Genomic DNA, 22,966 nt, shown 5'->3' on the forward strand with positions numbered 1-22,966 from the left:
TGCGGGTCAGGCTGCGTGACCCCGCCGTAACTCCGGCGGGTCGCGACCGAAACAGTAGGAGGCTTCTGCTGACGCCGTCCATACTTCGTCACCACTGTGTTCAAAGTTCGCCGGTCTTCGTGCAAAGGTCTGAACGTGGTGTGGCCTGAAAGTTTCTGTCGGTTTGTCAGCACCGGGTCCGTACTACGTTGGCGCCATGAACGAAGTGAGGCTCTCCGCCGGTGTGATCGCGTACGAGGACAGCGGTGGCGACGGACCCGTGGTGGTCCTCCTGCACGGTGTCGCCATGGACGGTTCGCTCTGGCGCCATGTCGTCGCCGGGCTCGGCGACGGGGTCCGGTGCATCGTGCCGACCCTGCCGCTCGGCGGGCACCGGCGGCCGATGGAACCCGACGCGGACCTGACGGTGCTCGGCGTCGCCCGGCTGGTCGCGGAGTTCCTGGAGGCGCTCCAGCTGGACGGTGTGACCCTGGTGATGAACGACTGGGGCGGCGCCCAGGCCCTCGTCGCCGACGGGCGGGCCGACCGGATCGGCCGGCTCGTCATCACGTCCTGCGAGGCGTTCGACAACTACCCGCCCGGACTGCCCGGCCGGAACCTGGCCACCCTCGCGAAGCTGCCCGGCGGGCTGGAGTTCGCCTTCACCCTGCTGAGGTCGAAGCGCGCCCGGCGGCTGCCCATGACCTGGGGGTGGATGAGCAAGCGGCCCGTGCCGGACGCCGTGATGGACGGCTGGTTCCGGCCGCTGTGGGCCTCCAAGGAGATCCGCCGCGACCTGCGGACGTATGTGCTCGGCGTGCCGGACCGGGCCGAACTGCTGCGATGGGCCGACCAGTTGCGCACCTTCGACCGCCCCGCCCTCGTCATCTGGGCCACCGAGGACCGCGTCATGCCCCTCGACCACGGACGTCGGCTCGCCGAACTCCTCCCGCAGGGGCGGCTGGTGGAGGTCGACGACAGCTACACGCTGCTCCCGGAGGACCGGCCGGACGCCCTCGTCGAACACCTCACCGCGTTCCTCGCGGAGACCGCCGCCTGACCGCCGAAGCCGCCCGTGTGCGGGCCCTGTCACGCATGTTCCGATGGGGCAACAGTCCCTGACCGTGCCGCTCCGGGCACACGCGGTGAACCTATGATCGGCCACGGCGTCGAGGGAGAGCGGGGGAGAGCGCTGTGGGCTGTCAAGGGCCGTTAGGTGCGCGGAGGTTCGGGCGGCGGGGGCGAGGGTGGGGGCGGCGCGCTCCGGTCCTCTTGATCGTGCCCGTGCTGCTGCTCGTCGGGTGTTCGGGCGGGGGCGGTGACAGCCCCGGTCCGGAGGGCCGGAAGACGACGGGCAGCTCCGGCCCGGGCGCGGAGGCCGCCGCCACCGCGTCCGGTGGACCGGCCGAGCCCGACCCCGCCCGACTTCCCCGGACCCGGGCCGCCGCTCTCGACCTCATCGGCCAGGTCATCGCCGGTCCCGACAGCTTCGGTCCCGGGGTGGTGAAGCGGAGCCCGTACGAGAGTGATCCGGCCACCTGGCCCGTGCTCGGCGCCGACTGCGTCTGGAAGCAGGGCAAGCCGGCCGACACCGTCCTGGCCACCCGCACCCGGTACTTCGAGGTGCCCGCCGCCGCGGGCAAGGGGCCGGTCCGGCTGGCCGCCGTCGTCACCGTCCACCGCACCCGTGAGGACGCGGAGTGGGAGATGGCGGAGTCCATCGAGGAGACCATGCGCTGCCCCACGCAACAGCTCACCGCCGACGAGCAGATCGGCTCCATGGTCGCGGCCGCGCTCCTCGGGGGCGAGGAGGTCCAGCGCAACTCCGACGACGCGCTGACGGAGTCCGGCGAGTACCGCTCCACCGAGCTGGGCGGGCCGCACCCCTACACCTGGCAGCAGGCGCAGACGTCCCAGGTCACCGTCGCCGTGACCGGCAAGGGGGCTAAGGGGCGCACGGAGAAGGAGATCGACGCCCTCGTCACCCAGGCGCAGGCCACCATGCTGGTCCGGCTGGAATCCGCCGTCGAGAAGCAGAGCTGAGGCCGGGCGATGGACGCACTGCGACTGAACGATCCCGCGCGCATCGGCGGACACCGGCTCCTGGGCCGCCTCGGAGCGGGCGGCATGGGCGTCGTCTACCTCGGGCGCACCGACGCCGGAGCGCTCGCCGCCCTCAAGGTGATCCTCCCCGAGTACGCCGGGGACGCGGACTTCCGGACCCGCTTCCGCCGCGAGGCCGAGGCCGCCCGCCGGGTGGACAGCCCCTGGGCCGTCCCGGTCACCGGAGCCGACACCGAGTCCGAAACCCCATGGCTGGCAACGGAGTTCGTACCCGGGCCGACGCTCTCGGAGGTCGTCGCCCGCTGCGGCCCACTGCCCGCCCGCAGCGTCCTTGTGCTCGGCCGGCTGCTCGCCCGCGCCCTGACCGCCGTACACGGGGCGGGACTTGTCCACCGGGACGTCAAACCGGGCAACGTCCTCCTGACGGCCGACGGCCCCCGGCTCATCGACTTCGGGATCGCCCGCGCCGCCGACGCCACCGCGCTCACCGCCACCGGCCTCGTCGTCGGCACCCCCGGCTTCCTCCCGCCCGAACAGGCCACCGGGAACGGGGCGGGCGCCGGGCCGGCCGGGGACGTCTTCTCGCTCGGTGCGCTCCTGGCGTACGCCGCCACCGGCCGGCCGCCCTTCGGCAGCGGGGCCGTCGACGCCCTGCTCTACCGCACGGTCCACGACGCCCCCGACCTCGACGGGGTCGACGACCCCGGCCTCCGTACCCTGCTCACCGACTGCCTGGCCAAGGACCCGGCCGCCCGGCCCACCGCCGCCGACCTGGACGCCCGGATCGCCGAGGACATGCCGGGCGACGGCGCGAGCGCCGCCGATATGGACAACAAGACCGCCGAGGACGTGCCAGGGCCCGGCGCGAGCGCCGACTGGCTGCCCGAGGACGCCGTCCGCATCATCGCGGAACGGTCCGCCGCGATGCTCGAACTGCCCGACATCGACGCCACGGTGAGCGATCCCCCCGCAGAGCCCGCACCGGCCCGGCGACGGTTCCTGGCGCTCGCGGCGGGTGGTGTGGTGGCGCTCGGAGCGGGCACCTTCGCCGCCGTGCAGCTGATGGGCGACGAGCCCGACGGCCGGAACGGCGCAACGGCCATGCGGGGATGGACAATTGGCGTACACGCTGACCTGACGGGGGCTCAGAAGGCGGCCGGGCGAGCGCAGGAACGCGGGGTGCGGCTGGCCGTCGAACGGTTCAACGCCCGTACGGACAAACCCTTCACGCTCACCGTGAAGGTCCTCGACGACCGGGGCGACCCGGCGCGTTCCGTGCGCGTCGCCGAGGAGTTCGCCCGCGACCGGGACGTACTCGCGGTCATCGGCCCGACCGGCGACGCGACCACCACGGCCGCACTGCCCGCGTACGACGAGGCGGTGCTGCCCTTGCTGACGGTGTCGTCCCTCCAGATCGCCTACCCGGCCCGCGTCAACTCCGCCTTCTTTCAAGCCTCCCCCTCCTACGCAGCGCTCTCCGTGCCCATCGTCAACCGCCTCCTCCTGCGCCCGGACGTGGAGCGCCTCGGCGTCCTGATCGACAGGTCCGGCGGACAGGCCGCCTACCAGGCGGGGTACGCGGCCAACCTGATGACCCCCAGCCTCACCACCGGCACCACCCGTCCGCGCGTGGTCCCGGCCGGGACGTCCGACCTCGGGCCGGTGGTCGCGGACCTCCTCACCCACCGCAGCGACGCGCTCTTCTACGCGGGGGACGCGGCCGGGGCCGCCCGAACGGCGCTCGCCCTGGCCGCCACGCCCTTCAAGGGGCCGCGCATGGCACAACACACCGTCATGGGGCCCGAGTTCCTGGAGCGGGCGGGGGAGGCGGCCGAGGGGTGGGAGTTCGTCACGCCGTTCACGGACGCCGGTGCGGCAGCCGGTGCCGCCGACTTCGCGGCCGCGCACCGCAAGCGGTTCGGCACCGCCCCCGCCACCTGGTCCGCCGAGGCGTACGACGTCGCCGGGCTCGTGGCACAGAGGGTGGCCGCCCTGGTCAGCTCCGGCACGAACGGCGGTGCGGGGGCCACCGGTTCACCGAGCGCCGTGCCGTCCGGTTCACCGGGCGCTGCGTCGTCCGGTTCACCGAGTGCTGTGCCGTCCGGTTCACCGAGCCCCACGCGCACCGGGGACGGGCGCCCCACCCGTGCCGCGCTCGCCGCCGCCGTCACCACGTCCATGTACGAGGGCGTCTCCCGCACCTACGCCTTCGACGAGCAGCGGCAGGTACTGGCGGGTCGGGACGCCCACCTCTACCGGGTGGAGGGCGGCCGCTACCGCTACCTCGGCCCGGCCCCGCAGCCGAAGAGCTGACGTGCGGCCCCTCACCTCCCAGGACCCCCGCACGGTCGGCCCGTACCGCACGCTGGCCCGGCTCGGCGCGGGCGGCATGGGCGTGGTCTACCTGGCGCGTTCGGCGGGCGGGGCCCTCGCCGCCGTGAAGGTGATCCGCGCCGAGCACGCCGCCGACCCCGGCTTCCGGGCCCGGTTCCGGCGCGAGGCGGAGGCCGCCGGGCGGATCACCGGGCCGTGGGTGGTCCCGGTGCTCGGCGCGGACACGGAGGCCCGGGAACCGTGGCTGGCGACCGCCTTCGTCCCCGGCCCGTCCCTGGGCGAGGTCGTCGGCGACCGGGGCGCCCTGCCCGCCGAGACCGTACGGGCGCTCGGGGCGCGGCTCGCGGACGCCCTGGTCACCGTGCACGAGGGCGGGCTGATCCACCGCGACGTGAAACCCGGCAACGTGCTCCTCGCCCTGGACGGGCCCCGGCTCATCGACTTCGGGATCGCCCGGCACGAGGGCGCCACCGCCCTCACCGCCACCGACGCGGTGATCGGGACCCCCGGCTACCTCGCCCCCGAACAGGCGTCGGCCGGAGCGGCGGTCGGACCGGCGTGCGACGTGTTCTCGCTGGGCTGCGTCCTCGTGTACGCGGCCACGGGGCGGCGCCCGTTCGGCGACGGCAGCCCGGCGGGCGTCCTGTTCCGGACGATCCACGAGGAGCCGGACCTCGACGGGGTGCCGGGTGCTTTGGCGCCGCTGGTCACGGCCTGCCTGGCCAAGGACCCGGCTGCCCGGCCGACGGCGGGGGAGGTGCGGGACGCGCTGGCGGGCGGGGGAGCGGACCCGCGCGAGGCGCTGGCCCGGCCCTCCCCCTCTCGTACGCCTCCCCACCTCCGTACGCCCGACGACCCCGCTCCCCGTACGCCTCCCCACCCCCGCGGGCCCACCGACCCCGCACCCCACCCCCGTACCCCCTCCGGCCCCAGCCCCCTGACGCCCCCTGCCCCCTGGTCGCTTCCCGGCCTCTCCGCCCTGGTCGCCGAGCGTTCGGCCGCCGCCCTCGCGCTGCCCGACCCCGAGCCCCTCATCCCCGCCACCGTCACCGTCACACCGGACGGTGACCCGGCCCCCTCCCTCACCCGCCGCCGGCTCCTCATCGCCGGGGCGGCCGGGGCCGTGGTCCTGGCGGGTGGCTCCACGGCGGCCTGGATCGCCTCGCGGCGGCGCGACCAGGGCGCCGCCGGGCCGCGGGGCGACCTCCCCACCCGCACCATCGGCCTCCACGCCGACCTCACCGGACCCGGCCGCGCCACCGGCCTGGCCCACCGGCGCGGCGCGCAACTCGCCGTCGACGACCACAACTCCCGTACCGCCAAAGCCTTCCGCCTAGCCCTGCGCATCGAGGACGACGCCGGGGACGAGGCGCGGGCCCTGCGCGTGGCCGACCGGCTGGTGGCCGACCCCGAGGTCATCGCCGTCCTCGGGCCGACCGGTGACGTGCTGCCCGAGGCGGTCGTCCTGCGGTACGGAAAGGCGCGGCTCGCCACGGTCGTCGTCGCGGCCGGGACCGCCACCGGCGCGTGGGACGCGAGCCTCCAGCTCTGTGTGACCCGCCCCTACGACGGCAGCCTCGCCCCCGGCCTCGTCAGCTACCTGGTCCACACCCGTCCCGCCGAGCGCATCCTCCTCGTCCCGGACGCGGCGGACGCCGACCGGAGCTGGAAGATCGGCTCCGCCGTCCGCGAGGCGGCGCTCACCGGCGCCACCCTCACCGAACACCCGCTCCCCGAGGGCGAGTCGGGGTTCCGCGCGGCGGCCCGCCGCGCCACCGCCGTGGGGGCCGACGCCGTGATCTACGCGGGCGGCTCCGCACCCCGCGCCGCCCGCCTCGCCACCGCGCTCGCCGCCGAGGGCTTCACCGGCACAAGGGTCGGAGCCGGACCCGCCCTCGGGCCCGCCTTCCTCCAAGGCGCCGGGAAGGCGGCCGACGGCTGGGTCTTCGCCGAGGCGTACGCGGACGCGGCGGCGCTCCCTTCGGCCGCGGAGTTCACCGCCGCCCACCGCAGGCGCTTCGGCGCACCGCCCGCCACCTGGGCCGCCGAGGCGTACGACGCGGTCGGCCTGATCGCCCGGGCCGCGGCGGCGACGAGCGCGGGCGGTGAAGGCGAGGAGCGCGGCGGGCTGGCGCAACGGCTGTTCCGGACCGAGCACCGGGGGATCGTCCGCACCCTGACGTTCCAGACCTCGACACGCCAGGTCCGGCATCCGGGCGGGATCTTCCTCTACCGGGTCGAGAAGGGCCGCCCCCGCTTTCTGGGACCGTACGGCGATCTCTGACCGCGAAACGAAGGCCTGCGGATGGCAGCGGTCAGTGAACCGTTGCCCAGGCGTGAAGATCTCCTGCGACCCCGCTTAAGAAATCCTCGATGGACCCGGGACCCCGCCGTACGGCAGCCTTCTCGGTGACGGCCGAAGACGGTCGACGGCCGAAGACGGTCGACGGCCGAGGACGGTCGACGGCCGGAGACGGTACGTGGAGCCGCACGGGCGTGTTCCGTCCCGTCCCGCCGTGACTCCGCCCCCACCATGGGAGCGGGACCCCCCCCCAAGACCACCCCGGGCCGCAGGGCTCCTCCGACAGGCCCCAAGGCCCGGGGTATCCACCACCCGCGTACCACGTGCAGGGAGCCGCAGCCGTGAAGGCACTCGTCAAGCAGAAGGCCGAACCGGGACTGTGGCTCATGGACGTGCCGGAGCCGGAGTACGGCCCCACCGACGTCCTGATCAAGGTCCTGCGTACCGGGATCTGCGGCACCGACCTGCACATCCGCGCCTACGACGGCTGGGCCCAGCAGGCGGTCACCACCCCGCTGATCCTCGGCCACGAGTTCGTCGGCGAGGTCGCGGCCCTCGGCTCCGACGTCGCGGACATCGCCGTGGGCGACCTGGTCAGCGGCGAGGGCCACCTCGTCTGCGGGAAGTGCCGCAACTGTCTCGCCGGCCGCCGCCACCTCTGCCGCTCCACCGTCGGCCTGGGCGTCGGCCGGGACGGGGCGTTCGCGGAGTACGTGGTCCTGCCCGCCTCCAACGTGTGGGTGCACCGGGTCCCCGTCGACCTCGACATCGCGGCGATCTTCGACCCGTTCGGCAACGCCGTGCACACCGCGCTCTCCTTCCCGCTGGTCGGGGAGGACGTCCTGATCACCGGCGCCGGGCCGATCGGCATCATGGCCGCCGCCGTCGCCAAGCATGCCGGTGCCCGCAACGTCGTCATCACCGACGTCAGCGAGGCCCGCCTCGCCCTCGCCCGCAAGGTCGGCGTCAGCCTCGCCCTCAACGTCGCGGACCGCACCATCGCCGACGGCCAGCGCGAGCTGGGCCTGCGCGAGGGCTTCGACATCGGCCTGGAGATGTCCGGCCGCCCCGAGGCGATGCGCGACATGGTCGCGAACATGACGCACGGCGGCCGCATCGCGATGCTCGGCCTGCCCGCCGAGGAGTTCGCCGTCGACTGGTCCCGGATCGTCACCTCGATGATCACGATCAAGGGGATCTACGGCCGCGAGATGTACGAGACCTGGTACGCCATGTCCGTCCTGCTGGAGGGCGGCCTCGACCTCGCCCCCGTGATCACCGGCCGGTACGGCTTCCGCGACTTCGAAGCGGCCTTCGACGACGCGGCGAGCGGCCTCGGCGGCAAGGTCATCCTCGACTGGACCGTCTGACCGTCGTACTTCTTCTCGCCTTCTCGGACCTCTTCTCGCATCCCTTTTAAGGAATCCAGCATGTTCGACTCCGTACGCGACGATCTGCGCACCACCCTCGACGAGATCCGCGCCGCCGGGCTGCACAAGCCCGAGCGCGTGATCGGCACCCCGCAGTCCGCGACCGTGGCCGTCACCTCCGGCGGCCGCGCCGGTGAGGTCCTCAACTTCTGCGCCAACAACTACCTCGGCCTCGCCGACCACCCCGAGGTCATCTCCGCCGCCCACGAGGCGCTGGACCGCTGGGGCTACGGGCTCGCCTCGGTCCGCTTCATCTGCGGAACCCAGGAGGTCCACAAGGAGCTGGAGGCGCGGCTCTCGGCCTTCCTCGGCCAGGAGGACACGATCCTCTACTCCTCCTGCTTCGACGCCAACGGCGGAGTCTTCGAGACCATCCTCGGCCCCGAGGACGCGGTCATCTCCGACGCCCTCAACCACGCCTCGATCATCGACGGCATCCGCCTCTCCAAGGCCCAGCGCTTCCGCTACGCCAACCGCGACCTGGCCGACCTGGAGAAGCAGCTCAAGGAGGCGTCCGGCGCCCGCCGCCGTCTGATCGTCACCGACGGCGTGTTCTCGATGGACGGGTACGTGGCCCCGCTCCAGGAGATCTGCGACCTCGCCGACCGCTACGACGCCATGGTCATGGTCGACGACTCGCACGCCGTCGGCTTCGTCGGCCCCGGCGGCCGCGGCACGCCCGAGCTGCACGGCGTCATGGACCGGGTCGACATCATCACCGGCACCCTCGGCAAGGCGCTGGGCGGTGCTTCCGGCGGTTACGTCGCGGCCCGCGCCGAGATCGTCGCCCTGCTGCGCCAGCGCTCGCGCCCGTACCTCTTCTCCAACTCCCTCGCCCCGGTCATCGCCGCCGCCTCCCTCAAGGTCATCGACCTGCTGGAGTCGGCCGGCGACCTGCGCGACCAGCTCAACGCCAACACCGCGCTCTTCCGCTCCCGGATGACAGAGGAGGGCTTCGACATCCTGCCCGGCGACCACGCCATCGCCCCCGTGATGATCGGGGACGCGGCGAAGGCAGGCCGGATGGCGGAGCTGCTGCTCGAGCGCGGTGTGTACGTGATCGGGTTCTCGTACCCCGTCGTCCCGCAGGGGGCCGCGCGCATCCGCGTCCAGCTCTCCGCCGCGCACTCCACCGCCGACGTGAACCGCGCAGTGGACGCGTTCGTCGACGCGCGGGCGGCCCTGGAGGCGGAGGCTGCCTGACCTGCCTGCCGGGTCGGGGCCTCGGCCGCGACCTGGGACAATGGGCACATGATCGATGCGCGGCGGCTGCGAATCCTCCGTGCGGTGGCCGACCACCGCACCGTGACCGCGGCCGCCGCCGCGTTGTACCTGACGCCCTCCGCCGTCTCCCAGCAGCTCGCCGCCCTGGAGCAGGAGACCGGCCACCGCCTCGTCGAACGCAGCGCGCGCGGCGCCCGGCTCACCGCCGCCGGGGAGATCCTGCTCAGTCACGCCAACGTGGTCCTGGCCCAGCTGGAGCGGGCAGAGGCGGAGCTGGCGGACTACAGCGCGGGCGTCGCCGGTACGGTCACGGTCGCCGCGTTCGCCACCGGCATCGGCCTCGTCCTCGCCCCCGCCCTCACCGAGCTGGCCCGCACCGCGCCCGGCATCCGGGTCAAGGTGCAGGACGCGGAGGGCGACGCGAGCGTGCCGATGGTGCTGGACCGGCAGGTGGATGTGGCGGTGGCCGTCGAATACCGGGGCGCCCCCGCCGAGGACGACCGCCGCCTGACCCGCGTACCCCTCTACTCGGAGCCGTTCGACGCGGTGCTCCCGGTGGACCACCGCCTCGCGGACCAGGACCACGTGGCGGTCGCGGACCTCGCCAAGGACCCGTGGATCGGGCCGTACCCGGGGAACCCCTGCCATGACGTGGTGGTCCTGGCCTGCGAGTACGCCGGTTTCGCCCCGCGCCTGGAGCACTCGTCGGACGACTTCCGGGCGGTGGTGGCGCTGGCCGGGGCGGACGCGGGGGTGGCGCTGGTGCCGAGGTCGGCGCTGCGCGGGATGGAGCTGACCGGGGTGGTCGTCCGCCCGGTGGAGGGCAGCGCCCCCACCCGCCGCGTCTTCGCGGCCGTACGCCAGGGAGCCGAGGGCCATCCGCTGATCCGGCCGGTGCTGGACGCGATGGAGGCGGTGGCGGTACGGGAGGCGGGGCTGGCGCGGGGGTGAGCGGTGCTCTTGGTGTGAGGCGTGGGTCGCGGGGCGTGAGCGGTGCTCAGGGCTGGGGGCACGGGGCGCGGGGGTGAACGGTGCTCTTGGTGTGAGGCGTGGGTCGCGGGGGTGAGCGGTGCTCAGAGCCGAGGGCAGGGAGCGCGGGGGTGAGCAGTGCTCTTGGTTTGGGGCGCGGGTCGCGCGCGTGAGCGGTGCTCAGGGCTTCGGGCTGGGCGCGGGACGTGAGCGCTGCTCAAGGCCGGTCGGCTCGGCTCGTGCGCCGGATTCTCCCGCCCCGCCACCGCCCGGCGGGCGCAGGCATCCCCGCCCGCCCCGGGTCGTAGAGGATCTGCCAGCACACCAGCGCCACCAGGATCCCGATCGTCGCCCACACGGGCAGCCGTACGCCCAGCGGGGCGAGCGCCACGGCCACCGCCACACACGGCAGCCCCCAGCCCAGCACCCACACCCGGTCGGCCCGCTCCGCCAACGGCAGCGCCGCCACCACGCCCGCCGCGAAGTACCCCGCCATCGCCCCGCACAGCAGCCAGTGCTGCCCCTTCGGCAGTACGTCGTCGAAGTGGGCGATCGCCGAGCCGAGGGCCGTGGCCAGGGCGACCAGGAAACCGGTCATCACCGCGTGCAGCAGCATCGCCAGCCGGTGAGGGAGCGCGTCCTTGCGCAGGTGCGGGATGCCGTTGGTGCCGTACAGCAGGCTCAGGGTGCAGATCCCGGCCAGCAGGCAGAACGCCCCTAGCCCCGTGGCAGCCAGCGGCAGATCCCAGTCGTCGCGCTCCGAGGCGGCGTCGATGATCTGGATGACCCCTTCGCCCAGCACGATGATCACGTACAGCCCGAGTCGTTCGCCCATGTGCGCGGTGTCGATGCGCGACTCGCTGAGCTGAGGAGGCGCGGGCGAGGAGGCGTGCGGCGGGCCCGGTGGCGGGCGGTCACCCCGGCGCGCGGCGGCCCGCTCGGATGCGTGCCGGAGGGTGCGGCCGCGGGTGGCGACCAGCAGGGTGACGATGTCGACGGCGATGCCCAGCGCCCAGAGCCAGTAGCGCCACGGCGTCGGGACGAAGAGCGAGACGAGCCAGGGCAGAGCGCCCGCGCCGAACTGCGCCAGCGGCCAGTCCACGACGATGCTGCCCCGCTGCCAGACACGGCCCGCCTGCCAGCGCAGGGCGACATAGGCGAGGACGAAGGTGACTGCGTGGTGGGTCAGGACCGCGTGGACGGAGGCCGCCATCACGGCCATGCCGAGCATCGCGATCAGCAGGGTACGGACGCGGGTGGCGGAGGCGGCGATGTCCCCGTAGACGGCGAACCCGGCCCAGACGGTCCAGAAGGCGAGGTAGAGGACCCCGTACAGGGCGAGGTCCGCCAGGCGCGGCCCGTCGTGCAGGAGGTGGGCCAGCTGCCCGGCCCCGGCGACGACCACCAGGTCGAAGAACAGCTCGTTCCACCCGGCGTGCCGCCCGGGCTCGGCCGCCACGGGGGAGGCGCTGGGGTCCGCGGGCTGCTGCATGGGCCCATGGTCACTGCGGGCGCCCCCGGGGAGCGCGCCGACTGTGGGCCGAATGGCGACCCGTGCTCCGGGAAGGTCAGGCCGCCGGCTGGAGCAGGTCCCACCGGTTGCCGTACAGGTCCTCGAAGACCGCGACCGAGCCGTACGTCTCGTGCCGGGGCTCCTCCAGGAAGCGGACCCCCGCCGCGCTCATCCGGGCGTGGTCACCCGCGAAGTCCTCGGTGTGCAGGAAGAAGCCGACCCGCCCGCCGGTCTGCGCCCCCACGCTCGCCTCCTGCGCCCCGTCCTTCGCGCGGGCCAGCAGCAGCCCCGTGCCGGCCGCCGCCCCGCGCGGGCGCACCACCACCCAGCGGGAGCTGTCACCCCGGTCGGTGTCCTCCACCAGCTCGAAGCCGAGCGCGTCACGGTAGAAGGCGACGGCCTCGTCGTAGTCGCGGACGACGAGGGTGACCAGGGCGATGCGGGACATGGGCCCCTCCAGAGGATCGGGAAGCGGTTATACGTAACACTAACGCTTGCGGCCCCTGAAGTGTTCGCAGCGGCTCACATCCGGGATCTCAGCACGTCGACCTCACAGCCCGGCGCGAACGGGTCGAAGCCGTGCTCGGTCAGCCAGCGCACGGCCAGCAGGCTCCGCACCGACCACCAGGCGCGGATCACGTCGATGTCGACGCGGATATCGGAGCCGTAGCCCGTGAGGACGTCGTCGAGGTGCTTCTCGTGTCCGAGCGTGAAGGTGGCGAGGTCGTACAGGGCATCGCCCTGGCCCGCCTCCGACCAGTCGATGATGCCCGTCACCTCGTCGCCGTCGACGAAGATGTGCGCGATCTGGAGGTCGCCGTGTGTGAACGCCGGAGCCCACGGCCGGAGCGCGGTCTCGGCCACCCGGCGGTTACGGGCGACCAGGTCGGCGGGCAGAAGGCCGTCCGTCACGAGCAACGCGCACTCGGCGTCCAGCTCCGCCGCCAGCGCGGCGGCGCTCCGGCCGGCCCCGCCGGGCCGGGGCGGCAGCGGCGCCTCGTGCAGCTTCCGGATGGCGGCACCCGCCGCGGCCCATGCCGCCGGCGACCCGGTCGAGGGCCCGCCGAGGCGCCCGAGCGTCGTCCCCGGGAGCGCGGCGATCGCGAGTACGGGCGGTTTCCGCCACAGGACCTTCGGGGTCGGGACCGGTGCGAGGGACATCGCCTCGACCTCGACGTCGATACGGGCCTGATCGGCGTCCACCTTCAGGAACACGTCGCCGACGCGCAGGGTCGCGCGCTCGGAATGGGCGACGACGACTTCGACCTCATCCACGGGCGACGAGTATCCCGGAGGTGAGTGCCGGCGGCGCCGGATTTATCGCAGGCGGTCACACGGCCGACCGCGTCCCACCGTCCCACCGCCTGACGGCCTCGTACACGACACCGTGTCCCGCCGCCGGGTGCAGTCAACCAGGACCGCAACGTCTGCGACAGCCGGACGTGCACCAGACGGCCGGATGCGCACCTGGCGTCAGTACGCGCAACAGGCATCCGGATCCGCACCAGACATCCGGACTCGGACCCGGCGTCAACACGCGCACCTGGCGTCAGCACGCGCATCAGGCGTCCGGACTCGCCCCTCGCCTCAGCACGCGCACCTGGCGTCAGCACGCCCCGGGCGCTTGGCGATAATCACCCGATGAGGACTTCAGACCCCCTGGGCTCCAGACCCGAGCCGCTGCCCGTGATCTCCCCGCGCGGAGAGTTCGACATGGACAACGTCACCTCGCTGGGAGCGGAGATCGAGACGATGGCCGCCGTCCACGGCGGTCTGGTCCTGGACGCCAGCAACATCACGTTCGCCGACTCCTCCTTCCTGCGCATGATCCTCAACGCCCACCAGCGCACCGACCTCCGCATCGCTGCCCCCACCCAGCGGGTCGCCCGGCTGTTCGACCTGGCGGGCGTCGACGCCTATCTGCGGATCTACCCGACCCTGGACATGGCCCGCTCCACCTGACGCGACCACTTGCGCGCGTCGCTTCTGATGCGGGCTGATGCCCTGACAGGCAGCGGCGGGTCGTCAAAGATGGAGCTCCGTCTCCCAGGCTTCGAAGGGTGGTTCGACCTCCCTCGACGGAAAGGTGTTCCACCAAGGCATCGTGCGCGGTGGATAGCCTGCGGGCATGAGCAACGCGATATGGGAAGCCCTGGCAGCGACGCCCCTCCCGGAGGTGCGGCGTCGCGCGGCCGTCATGGACGAGCTCGCCGAGGTCGGCCCGGTGACGGTGACCGGCGCCCACCGGCTGGCCTGGAACGACGGTGGCGGCCAGTCCGCGGTCTGGTACTTCGTGCAGGACGGCCGGGCGCTGCTGCTGACGTTCGACCACGAAGCGACGCTGAATCTGTACGCCGAGGAAGATTTCGACCTTCAGGAGTCCTTCTACCAGGGGGTCCCCGAATCCCTCGTCGCCCTGGTCCGCGACCGGCCCGAGAACTACGAGTCGCTGAACCTCACGGACTCCGCGACGGGCCGGACGATTCACTACGCGGGCGGTGTCTTCTGGTACGACGGCACGCGCTGGCACGTGTCCGACGGCCTGGCGGATCACTGCCGCCGCGAGGAGGTGGACCTCTTCGGCGAGTCCGGCTTCGACTACTGCCTGGGCGCCTACCGCTTCGGCCAGGACTTCACCCCGGAGAGCTTCGTGGCGGCCCGGGACGAAGAGGGCTGCTACAAGGACGAAGAGGAGAAGGCAGCGGACCTGGCCGCAGTCCGCGAGGTCTTCGCCCGGCACGGCTAGCCGGGCGCCCGGTGGCACGGCGGCGGCCGACTCCGTCGGCTTCGCGGAGGCAGCGCACGCCGCACCTTTGAAGACGGGCCCCCGCCCCGCACAATGCCCCGCATGGACATCCTGGACACCACGACCGCCCGCGGCCTCGCCGACGCGACCGACCGGGCCCGCCGCCTCGCGGAGACCGGGCGGCGCCGCATCCTCGGGATCGCGGGGCCGCCCGGGGCCGGGAAGTCCACCGTGGCGCAGCGGCTGGCCGAGGCCCTGGAGGGGCGCGCCGCCCTCGTCCCCATGGACGGCTTCCACCTGGCCGGTGCCGAGCTGGAGCGGCTGGGCCGGGCCGACCGGAAGGGCGCCCCGGACACCTTCGACGCGGCCGGGTACGCGGCCCTCCTGTGGCGGCTGCGCGATCCGGACCCGGTTTACCCGGTGTACGCCCCCGCCTTCGACCGGGCCCTGGAGGAGCCGGTCGCCGGGGCCCTGGCCGTACCGCCTGACGTACCGCTCGTCATCACCGAGGGCAACTACCTGCTGCTGGACGAGGGGCCGTGGGCGGCGGTGCGCGGGCTGCTGGACGAGGTCTGGTTCCTGGACCTCGACCGGAGGTCCGGGTGCGCCGGCTCGTTGAGCGCCATGTCCGGTACGGGAAGCCTCCGGCGTACGCGCGGGAGTGGGTGGAGCGCTCCGACGAGGCGAACGCCCGCCTGGTGGAGAGCGGCCGGGAGCGGGCGGACGTGGTAGTGCAACTGCCGTCGTGACCGGGCGGACGTGGTGGTGCGGTTGCCGTCGTGACCGGGCGGACGTGGTGGGGCAACTCCTGTCGTGACCGGGCCGCCCGCCGGACGGGGCGTACGCGCGCGAACCCGTGCGCGTACGCCCCGTCCGGCGAGGCGTGCGCCCCCCGAACCCGCTCGCATACGCCCCGCCCGGCGGGCAGGATGCAGAGAGCCACGCCCTCACCCCCAGGAGGCCCCCGATGTCCAGCCCGAACCCGCCCGCGCCGCACCCCGTGCCCTTCACCGCCGAGGTCTACCGGGCCCGGATGGCGAAGGCTGCCGAGTCCGCCGCCGAGGCCGGGCTGGCCGGGGTGATCGTCGCGCCCGGGCCCGATCTCGTCCATCTGACCGGCTACCAGCCCGTTTCCACCGAACGCCTCACCCTCCTCGTGCTGCGGGCCGGTGAGGAACCCGTCCTGGTCGTCCCGACCCTGGAGGCGCCCGACGCGGCGGCCGCCGCCGGGGCGCCCGCGCTCGCCCTGCGGGACTGGACCGACGGTGTGGACCCGTACGCGGTGGCCTCACCGCTGCTCGCGGCCCAGGGCCGCTTCGGCGTCAGCGACAACGCCTGGGCCATGCACCTCCTCGGCCTCCAGCGGGCCCTGCCCGACACCACGTACACCGCCCTCACCGAGGCGCTCCCGATGCTCCGGGCGGTGAAGGACGCCGCCGAGCTGGAGCGCCTGACGGCGGCGGGGGAGGCGGCGGACGCCACGTACGAGGAGATCCTGAAGGTGCGGTTCTCCGGCCGCCGCGAGACCGACGTGGCCGCCGATCTCGCCGCGCTGCTCCGGCACTTCGGCCACTCCCAGGTCGACTTCACCGTCGTCGGCTCGGGCCCCAACGGCGCCAACCCGCACCACGAGGCGGGTGAACGCACCATCGAGCGCGGCGACATGGTGGTCCTGGACTTCGGCGGCCTGAAGCACGGTTACGGCTCCGACACCTCCCGTACGGTCCATGTCGGCGAGCCCACCGCCGAGGAGCAGCGGGTCCACGACATCGTCCGCGAGGCCCAGCAGGCGGGCTGCGCCGCCGTCCGGCCCGGCGTCGCCTGCCAGGAGATCGACCGCGCGGCCCGCGCGGTGATCACCGAGTTCGGCTACGGCGAGCGGTTCATCCACCGCACCGGCCACGGCATCGGTGTCACCACCCACGAACCCCCGTACATGATCGAGGGCGAGGAGCAGCCGCTCGTCCCCGGCATGTGCTTCTCCGTGGAGCCGGGCGTCTATCTCCCCGGCCGCTTCGGGGTCCGCATCGAGGACATCGTGACCGTCACCGAGGACGGCGGCCGCCGCCTCAACGCCACCGCACGCGAGCTGGCGATCGTCGAGTAGCCCTGCGGGAAAGGGAGTTCAGTCGTCGGCCAGCAGCACGCACGACTCCGGCGGCAGATGCAGCACCCCGTCCGCCCCCGGCGCCTCGACCGGTTCCCAGGCCGCCACCACCCGTCCCCCGACGCGCCGGTGGCGGCCGGAGCCGAGCGGAATCGCGGCCGGCTTGTCCGCCAGGTTGACCGCGACCCGCAAATCGCCTCTGCGGTAGGCGATCCAGCGTGCGTCCTCGTCGAACGCGGTCTTCACCGCGGCCAGATCGGGGTCGTGGAGGTCGGGCAACGTCCGCCGCAGCGCGATCAGTTGGCGGTACCAGGCCAGCAGCCGGGCGTGCGGTTCGCGCTCCGGCTCGGACCAGTCCAGACAGGAGCGGTCGCGGGTCGCCGGGTCCTGCGGGTCGGGGATCTCCTCCTCCGCCCAGCCGTGCGCGCCGAACTCCCGCCGCCTGCCGTTCCGTACGGCCTCCGCCAGCTCCGGATCGGTGTGGTCGGTGAAGAACTGCCACGGCGTACGCGCCCCCCACTCCTCGCCCATGAACAGCATCGGCGTGAACGGGCCGGTCAGGACGAGGGCGGCGGCGCACGCCTGGAGGCCGGGGGAGAGGGAGGCGGCGAGGCGGTCGCCGAGGGCCCGGTTGCCGATCTGGTCGTGGGTCTGGGCGTAGCCGACGAAGCGGTGGGCGGGGGAGCGGGAGACGTCGACCGGGCGGCCGTGAGTGCGGCCCCGGAAGCTGGAGTACGTCCCGTTGTGGAAGAACGCCGACGTCACCGTCTTGGCCAGGGCGGCGAGCGGGGCCCGGGCGAAGTCCGCGTAGTAGCCCTGGGACTCGCCGGTGAGCGCGGTGTGCAGGGCATGGTGGAAGTCGTCGTTCCACTGGGCGTGCAGCCCGAGGCCGCCCTCCGGGCGCGGGGTGGTGGTGCGCGGGTCGCAGAGGTCGGACTCGGCGATGAGGCCCAGCGGCCGCCCCAGCTCCGCCGCGAGCGCGTCGACCGCCGTGGACAGCTCCTCCAGGAACGTGAGCGCCCGGGTGTCGGCGAGCGCGTGCACCGCGTCCAGGCGCAGCCCGTCGAGGCGGTAGTCGCGCAGCCAGGCCAGCGCGCTGCCCAGCAGGAACGCCCGCACCTCGTCCGAGCCCGGGGCGTCCAGGTTGACCGCCGCGCCCCACGGGGTGTGGTGGGTGTCGGTGAAGTACGGGCCGAAGGCGGGCAGGTAGTTGCCGGAGGGGCCCAGGTGGTTGTGGACCACGTCCAGGACCACCCCGAGCCCCAGCCCGTGCGCCGTGTCGACAAAGCGCTTAAGTCCCTCGGGTCCGCCGTACGGCTCGTGCACCGCCCAGAGCGAGACGCCCTCGTACCCCCAGCCGTTGGTGCCGGGGAACGGGCAGACCGGCATCAGCGACACATGGGTGATCCCCAGCTCCGCCAGATGGCCCAGCCGGGCCGCCGCCGCGTCGAACGTGCCCTCCGGGGTGTACGTCCCCACGTGCAGCTCGTACAGGACCGCGCTGGTCAGCCGCCGCCCCGCCCAGCCGTTGCGCCAGGCGTACGCCTCCTGGTCCACGACCGCGCTCGGGCCGTCGGGCCCGTCCGGCTGGCGCCGCGAACGGGGGTCCGGCAGCAGCGGCCCGTCGTCCACCCGGAACCCGTAACGCTCCCCGTCCGCCGCCTCCGCCTCGGCGCTCCACCACCCCTCCCGCTGCGGATCGCGCTCCATCGGGTAGCGGACCTCCGCCGCCTCCAGCACGACCGTGTCCGCCTCAGGGGCCCACACCTCGAACCGCATCCACCACTCCTCGTCGTAACGGATCGTCAGATCGCCGGACGGCCCGCACGGCCCGGGGCCGAGGCCCCGCGACCGCGCACCCCTAGAACCGGCCCGTCACCGGCCATTAAGGTCTGGTCCTGATCATTGCCCGGCCTGCTCCCCGCTCATACAGGCTCCGTTCATCCGTACGGCTCATGGAGGCCGCGATGCCCGTACCGCAGTTCCCGCCAGGTTTCCTCTGGGGAGCCTCCGCCTCCGCGTTCCAGACCGAAGGGGCGGTGGACGCCGACGGCAAGGGGCCCTCGGGGTGGGACGCGTTCGCCGCCCAGCCCGGCCGGATCAAGGACGGCACCGACACCACCCGGGGCACCGGCTTCCACGCCCGCTACCGCGAGGACGTCGCCCTGCTCTCCGGGCTCGGCGCCGACGCCTTCCGGTTCTCCATCAGCTGGCCCCGCGTGGTCCCGGGCGGCAGCGGCGCGGTCAACGCCGACGGCCTCGACTTCTACGACCGGCTCGTCGACGAGCTCTGCGCCCACGGCATCACCCCCGCCCCCACCCTCTACCACTGGGACACCCCGCTCCCGCTGGAGAAGGCCGGCGGCTGGCTGGACCGGGACACCGCCTACCGCTTCGCCGAGTACGCCGGAATCGTCGCCGAACGCCTCGCGGACCGGGTCCCGATGTGGATCACCATCAACGAACCCGCCGAGGTCACGATGCTCGGCTACGCGCTCGGCGAGCACGCCCCCGGCCGCACCCTCCTCTTCGACGCCCTGCCCGCCGCCCACCACCAGCTCCTCGCCCACGGCCTCGCGGTCCGCGCCCTGCGCGCGGCGGGCGCCGACAACATCGGCATCGCGCTCTCCCACGCCCCGGTGTGGACGGCCGGCGACTCCGACGAGGACCGCGCCGGGGCCGAGCTGTACGACACGCTCACCAACTGGCTCTTCGCCGACCCCGTCCTCACCGGCCGCTACCCGGACGAGGCCATCGCCGCCCTGATGCCGGGCCCGGTCGCCGACGACCTCAAGGTCATCTCCACCCCCCTCGACTGGTACGGCGTCAACTACTACAACCCGACCCTCGTCGGCGCCCCCAGGCCCGAGGCCCTGGAGACCTTCTCCGGCTTCGCGATACCCGCCGAACTCCCCTTCGGGATACGGGAGATCGAGGGGTACGAGAAGACCGGCTTCGGCTGGCCCGTGGTCCCCGAGGGGTTCACCGAGATCCTCACCCTGCTGCACCGCCGCTACGGCGACCGCCTCCCGCCGCTCCACATCACCGAGAACGGCTGCGCCCTGGACGAGCCGCTCGCCGACGACCGCCGGATCGCCTACCTGGAGAGCCACCTCACCGCCCTGCGCGCGGCGATGGACGCCGGGGTCGACGTACGCGGCTACTTCACCTGGTCGCTCACCGACAACGTGGAGTGGACGGAGGGCGCCTCGCAGCGGTTCGGCCTGGTCCACATCGACTACGAGACCCTCACCCGTACGCCGAAGGCCTCGTACGCCTGGTACCGCGAGCTGATCAGGGTGCAGAAGTCGCAGATCCGGGCGGCCGAAAGGGCTTACGCACAGCCCCCCGAATGATCAATACTCCCGCCATGGTCGCTTCATGGTGGTCCCGGGCCCGGCTGGGGATCTTCGTTCACTGGACACCCGCCTCCGTCCCCGGCTGGGCCCCGCCGTACGTCTCCCCGGACGAACTCCCGGCGGCGGGCCGGCGTGCGCCGCTCGGCTGGACCTCGTACGCGGAGTGGTACGAGAACTCCCTCCGCTTCCCCGGCTCCCCGGCCGCCGCCCACCACCGCGCCACCTACGGCACCCGCCCCTACACCGACTTCGGCCGCGACTTCGAGGACGGGCTGAGCGACTGGGACCCGGCTGCCTGGGCGCGCTCCTTCCGGGAGGCGGGCGCCGGGTACGCGGTCCTGGTCACCAAGCACCACGACGGGTTCTGCCTCTGGCCCTCCGAGACGGAGAACCCGCACCGCACCGGCTGGCACACCACCCGGGACGTGGTCGGCGAGTTCGCCGAAGCCGTACGGGCCGAGGGCCTGCGCTTCGGCGTCTACTACTCCGGCGGACTCGACTGGACCTTCGACGACCGGCCCATCGGCACCGCCGCCGACATGTTCTCCGCCGTGCCGCGCGGCCGCTACCCCGCCTACGCCGACGCGCAGCTGAGGGAGCTGATCCGGCGCTACCACCCCGACATCCTCTGGAACGACATCGCCTGGCCGGCCTCCGCCACCGAGATCCGCTCCCTCACCGACTTCTACCGCTTCACCGTCCCGCACGGCGTCGTCAACGACCGCCTGCTCCCGTACGCCCCGCACTGGCGAGCGCTCCATCTGCCCGGCGCCAAGTCCCTCTACAACTGGTGGGACCGGCGCACAGTGGCGCAGGGCGAGGGCTTCGTGCCGCGCACCCCGCCGGACTTCGACTTCCGTACGCCGGAGTACGCCCGGTACACCGGCTCCGGCCCGTACGAGATCACCCGGGGCATCGACCACAGCTTCGGCTACAACCGCAACTCCGCCCCGGACGCCTTCATCGACCGCCGCGCGCTGGCCTCACTGGTCCGCGACACGGCGGCCGACGGCGGGAACCTGCTGCTCAACGTGGGGCCGCGCGGTGAGGACGCGACGATCCCCGCCGAGCAGCAACTCCGCCTGGACTGGCTAGCCGAGGAGTCGGCGAGCGGGTCACTCAGCCCTGGTCAAACACCAGATCGATGCGTTCCTGAGTGACGGGATGACCGGCGCGGGCGAACGCGGCCGCCATCGGCGCGTTCCCGCGGTCCGTCGCGCCCGCGATGGACTCCGCGCCCCGTTCGACCAGGAAGCGGGTGCACTCCACCAGCAGGTCGTAGCCGTACCCGTGACCGCGCGCCTCGGGGACCACCCCGATGAAGCCGATGCACGGGCCGGACGGGTTGTGCGCCGGCACATGGATGCCCGCCACCTCGCCGTCCGGCGTGTACGCGAGCTGCCACCACTCACGGGGCGAGGGGCACCACCGGAAGAAGTCCAACTCCTCCTGAGCCGCGGCCTCCAGACCCCCCGGCCCCTCGATCGCCCGCCGGGCATGGGCGTCCAGGGTGGCCGAGTGGACCCGGCGCAGTACGTCGAGGATCACGGCGTCGTCCGGCTCGGGGCGGAAGGTGAGCCGGCCCGGCCGCTCGGGCAGCGGGCACTCGGGCGTCCACACATAGCGGAAGCGCTCCACGAGGACCGCCATGCCGGCCGCCCGCGCCGCGCCGATCCGCGCCTCGGCGGCGGCCCGTACCTCGGGCACCTCCCGCCAGCCGGGCGGCACGAGCAGGGAGTATTCGCTACGGAAGGGGGCCCGGCGCAGCAGTTCGGCGCCCGCCTCCTCCTCGCCCGGCGCGAAGTCGAACCAGTCGAGGGCGATGGGCGCGGTGTCGTCGGGGGCGCCCCACCAGGCGGCCCTGGCCACGACCTTGCCGTCGCGCAGGGCGGCCCAGGTCCAGTCGGGGCGGTACTCGCCGCCGTCCGCCACGGTGGCGTAACGGTGGCCGAAGGCGCCACGGCCGACGAGAGCGGTGTCGTGCAGGGTAGGGAAGAGATCGGCGTCGCTCGGGGTGAGCGCGCGAATGACCAGGTCGGTCATGAAGGTGTCCTCCGGGGACGGGATACCGCGCTCCCGGTCGGACGTCGGGCGTCAGACGTTCAGGCGTCAGACGGAGTCCGACACCGCCCGGTGGGCGGGGCGGGGGCGCGGGGACGAAAAGTTGCGGTGTCCGGTCATGCCGGTGGTGTTCTCACGCACGGTCTCGCCTCCTCCATGAGCTGGGCCGATGTCGATGCCGACCGTAGCCGCGGCCCGGACACCCTGTCCAACGATTAACGCGCCGAGCCCCGGTGCAGGTCAGCACGGGCGAGGAGGGGGACCCTTCTGGACACTCCGGCCCCCTCGGCCCGACAATCGACGATGTGACGTCGTCCCCCGAGTTCCACACGTATCCCGCGCGGCTGTCGGACGCCCAGCGCGACCGTGTCCTCGGCGTGCTCAGGGAGGGTGCGGCACAGGGCAAGCTGTCGCACGACACCTTCATGCGGCGCATGGAGCTCGCCCTCGTCGCCCGCCGTCCCGAGGAACTGGCGGCCCTCACCTCGGACCTGGACACCGGCAGCCGCTTCTCGCAGGGGCTGGTCCGGGCCGTCGGCGGGATATCCGCCTTCCCCGGACGGCTGCGCCGGGCCTGGCAGACCGAACGGCTCCCGAAGCTGCTGCTGCCCGCGCCGAGCCCGTATCCGCTGCTCATCGGGCGCGACCCGGGCAACGGACTGCGCCTCAACCACGAGACGGTCTCCCGGCTGCACGCCGAACTCACCGTCCAGCACGGCCGCTGGATCCTGCGCGACCTCGGCTCCACCAACGGCACCTGCGTCAACGGCCAGCGCCTCGTCGGCTCCATCCCGGTGCGCGACGGCGACCAGGTGAGCTTCGGCCGGATGAGCTTCCGCCTGACCACCCCTTCACTGCGCCCGCCCGCCTGATCGGAG

Annotated in this window: 18 protein-coding genes and 1 pseudogene; 14 read left to right on the forward strand and 5 right to left on the reverse strand. The window is 73.4% G+C overall.

Going from position 1 to position 22,966, the window contains the following annotated elements; translation table 11 throughout:
- Positions 1 to 196: 196 nt before the first annotated feature.
- From GTY67_RS28640 to GTY67_RS28670, 7 genes are all read left to right on the forward strand, one after another.
- A complete protein-coding gene (locus GTY67_RS28640) occupies positions 197 to 1,039 on the forward strand; it encodes an alpha/beta hydrolase (RefSeq protein ID WP_161280829.1) in 843 nt (280 codons plus the stop codon).
- A gap of 218 nt (positions 1,040 to 1,257) precedes the next feature.
- Positions 1,258 to 2,022, forward strand: coding sequence for a hypothetical protein (locus GTY67_RS28645; protein WP_343238780.1), 765 nt, complete (start codon positions 1,258 to 1,260; stop codon positions 2,020 to 2,022).
- Positions 2,023 to 2,031: 9 nt separating this feature from the next.
- A complete protein-coding gene (locus tag GTY67_RS28650) occupies positions 2,032 to 4,356 on the forward strand; it encodes a bifunctional serine/threonine-protein kinase/ABC transporter substrate-binding protein (RefSeq protein WP_161280833.1) in 2,325 nt (774 codons plus the stop codon).
- Between the two features lies 1 nt (position 4,357).
- A complete protein-coding gene (locus tag GTY67_RS28655) occupies positions 4,358 to 6,661 on the forward strand; it encodes an ABC transporter substrate-binding protein (RefSeq protein ID WP_161280835.1) in 2,304 nt (767 codons plus the stop codon).
- 359 nt (positions 6,662 to 7,020) lie between these two features.
- Entirely contained in the window at positions 7,021 to 8,049 is a 1,029-nt protein-coding gene (gene tdh / locus GTY67_RS28660) for an L-threonine 3-dehydrogenase (protein WP_093692702.1), read from the forward strand.
- A gap of 60 nt (positions 8,050 to 8,109) precedes the next feature.
- Positions 8,110 to 9,312 (forward strand): glycine C-acetyltransferase, encoded by a 1,203-nt coding sequence (locus tag GTY67_RS28665; RefSeq protein ID WP_161280837.1) that lies wholly within the window; start codon positions 8,110 to 8,112, stop codon positions 9,310 to 9,312.
- A gap of 48 nt (positions 9,313 to 9,360) precedes the next feature.
- Positions 9,361 to 10,284, forward strand: a complete 924-nt coding sequence (locus GTY67_RS28670) for a LysR family transcriptional regulator (protein WP_093692700.1) — start codon at positions 9,361 to 9,363, stop codon at positions 10,282 to 10,284.
- Positions 10,285 to 10,519: 235 nt separating this feature from the next.
- On the opposite strand, the gene GTY67_RS28675 is transcribed toward GTY67_RS28670, so the two are convergent.
- The 3 genes from GTY67_RS28675 to GTY67_RS28685 all read right to left on the reverse strand — a co-directional run bounded on the left by GTY67_RS28675 (position 10,520) and on the right by GTY67_RS28685 (position 13,090).
- A complete protein-coding gene (locus GTY67_RS28675) occupies positions 10,520 to 11,794 on the reverse strand; it encodes a low temperature requirement protein A (RefSeq protein ID WP_161280838.1) in 1,275 nt (424 codons plus the stop codon).
- 76 nt (positions 11,795 to 11,870) lie between these two features.
- Complete coding sequence (locus GTY67_RS28680) at positions 11,871 to 12,263, reverse strand: VOC family protein (RefSeq protein WP_161280840.1); 393 nt, start codon at positions 12,261 to 12,263, stop codon at positions 11,871 to 11,873.
- Positions 12,264 to 12,337: 74 nt separating this feature from the next.
- Positions 12,338 to 13,090 (reverse strand): phosphotransferase, encoded by a 753-nt coding sequence (locus tag GTY67_RS28685; protein ID WP_161280842.1) that lies wholly within the window; start codon positions 13,088 to 13,090, stop codon positions 12,338 to 12,340.
- 366 nt (positions 13,091 to 13,456) lie between these two features.
- Here GTY67_RS28685 and GTY67_RS28690 point away from each other — a divergent pair, with 366 nt between their 5' ends.
- From GTY67_RS28690 to GTY67_RS28705, 4 genes and pseudogenes are all read left to right on the forward strand, one after another.
- On the forward strand, positions 13,457 to 13,777 hold the full coding sequence (locus GTY67_RS28690; protein WP_202462380.1) for an STAS domain-containing protein: 321 nt from the start codon (positions 13,457 to 13,459) through the stop codon (positions 13,775 to 13,777).
- A 166-nt stretch (positions 13,778 to 13,943) separates the two neighbouring features.
- Entirely contained in the window at positions 13,944 to 14,561 is a 618-nt protein-coding gene (locus GTY67_RS28695) for a hypothetical protein (protein WP_161280844.1), read from the forward strand.
- 93 nt (positions 14,562 to 14,654) lie between these two features.
- Positions 14,655 to 15,310, forward strand: a pseudogene (locus tag GTY67_RS28700) (nucleoside/nucleotide kinase family protein).
- Positions 15,311 to 15,528: 218 nt separating this feature from the next.
- Positions 15,529 to 16,668, forward strand: coding sequence for an aminopeptidase P family protein (locus tag GTY67_RS28705; protein WP_161280846.1), 1,140 nt, complete (start codon positions 15,529 to 15,531; stop codon positions 16,666 to 16,668).
- A gap of 18 nt (positions 16,669 to 16,686) precedes the next feature.
- Here the strand turns inward: GTY67_RS28705 and treZ are convergent, their stop codons facing one another.
- Positions 16,687 to 18,447 carry a malto-oligosyltrehalose trehalohydrolase gene (gene treZ / locus GTY67_RS28710; RefSeq protein ID WP_161280848.1) on the reverse strand — a complete coding sequence of 587 codons (1,761 nt, stop codon included), beginning with the start codon at positions 18,445 to 18,447 and terminating at the stop codon, positions 16,687 to 16,689.
- 188 nt (positions 18,448 to 18,635) lie between these two features.
- On the opposite strand from treZ, the gene GTY67_RS28715 reads away from it, so the two are divergent.
- A complete protein-coding gene (locus GTY67_RS28715; protein WP_161280849.1) occupies positions 18,636 to 20,024 on the forward strand; it encodes a GH1 family beta-glucosidase in 1,389 nt (462 codons plus the stop codon).
- A gap of 14 nt (positions 20,025 to 20,038) precedes the next feature.
- A complete protein-coding gene (locus tag GTY67_RS28720) occupies positions 20,039 to 21,187 on the forward strand; it encodes an alpha-L-fucosidase (protein ID WP_161280851.1) in 1,149 nt (382 codons plus the stop codon).
- Here GTY67_RS28720 and GTY67_RS28725 read toward each other — a convergent pair.
- Positions 21,147 to 22,070 (reverse strand): GNAT family N-acetyltransferase, encoded by a 924-nt coding sequence (locus GTY67_RS28725; RefSeq protein ID WP_161280853.1) that lies wholly within the window; start codon positions 22,068 to 22,070, stop codon positions 21,147 to 21,149. The two genes, GTY67_RS28720 and GTY67_RS28725, sit on opposite strands and share 41 nt — an antisense overlap.
- A gap of 323 nt (positions 22,071 to 22,393) precedes the next feature.
- Between GTY67_RS28725 and GTY67_RS28730 the strand changes: the two genes are divergently transcribed.
- Entirely contained in the window at positions 22,394 to 22,960 is a 567-nt protein-coding gene (locus tag GTY67_RS28730) for an FHA domain-containing protein (RefSeq protein WP_161280855.1), read from the forward strand.
- Positions 22,961 to 22,966: the final 6 nt, after the last annotated feature.

The organism is Streptomyces sp. SID8374 (assembly GCF_009865135.1).
GTDB lineage: Bacteria > Actinomycetota > Actinomycetes > Streptomycetales > Streptomycetaceae > Streptomyces.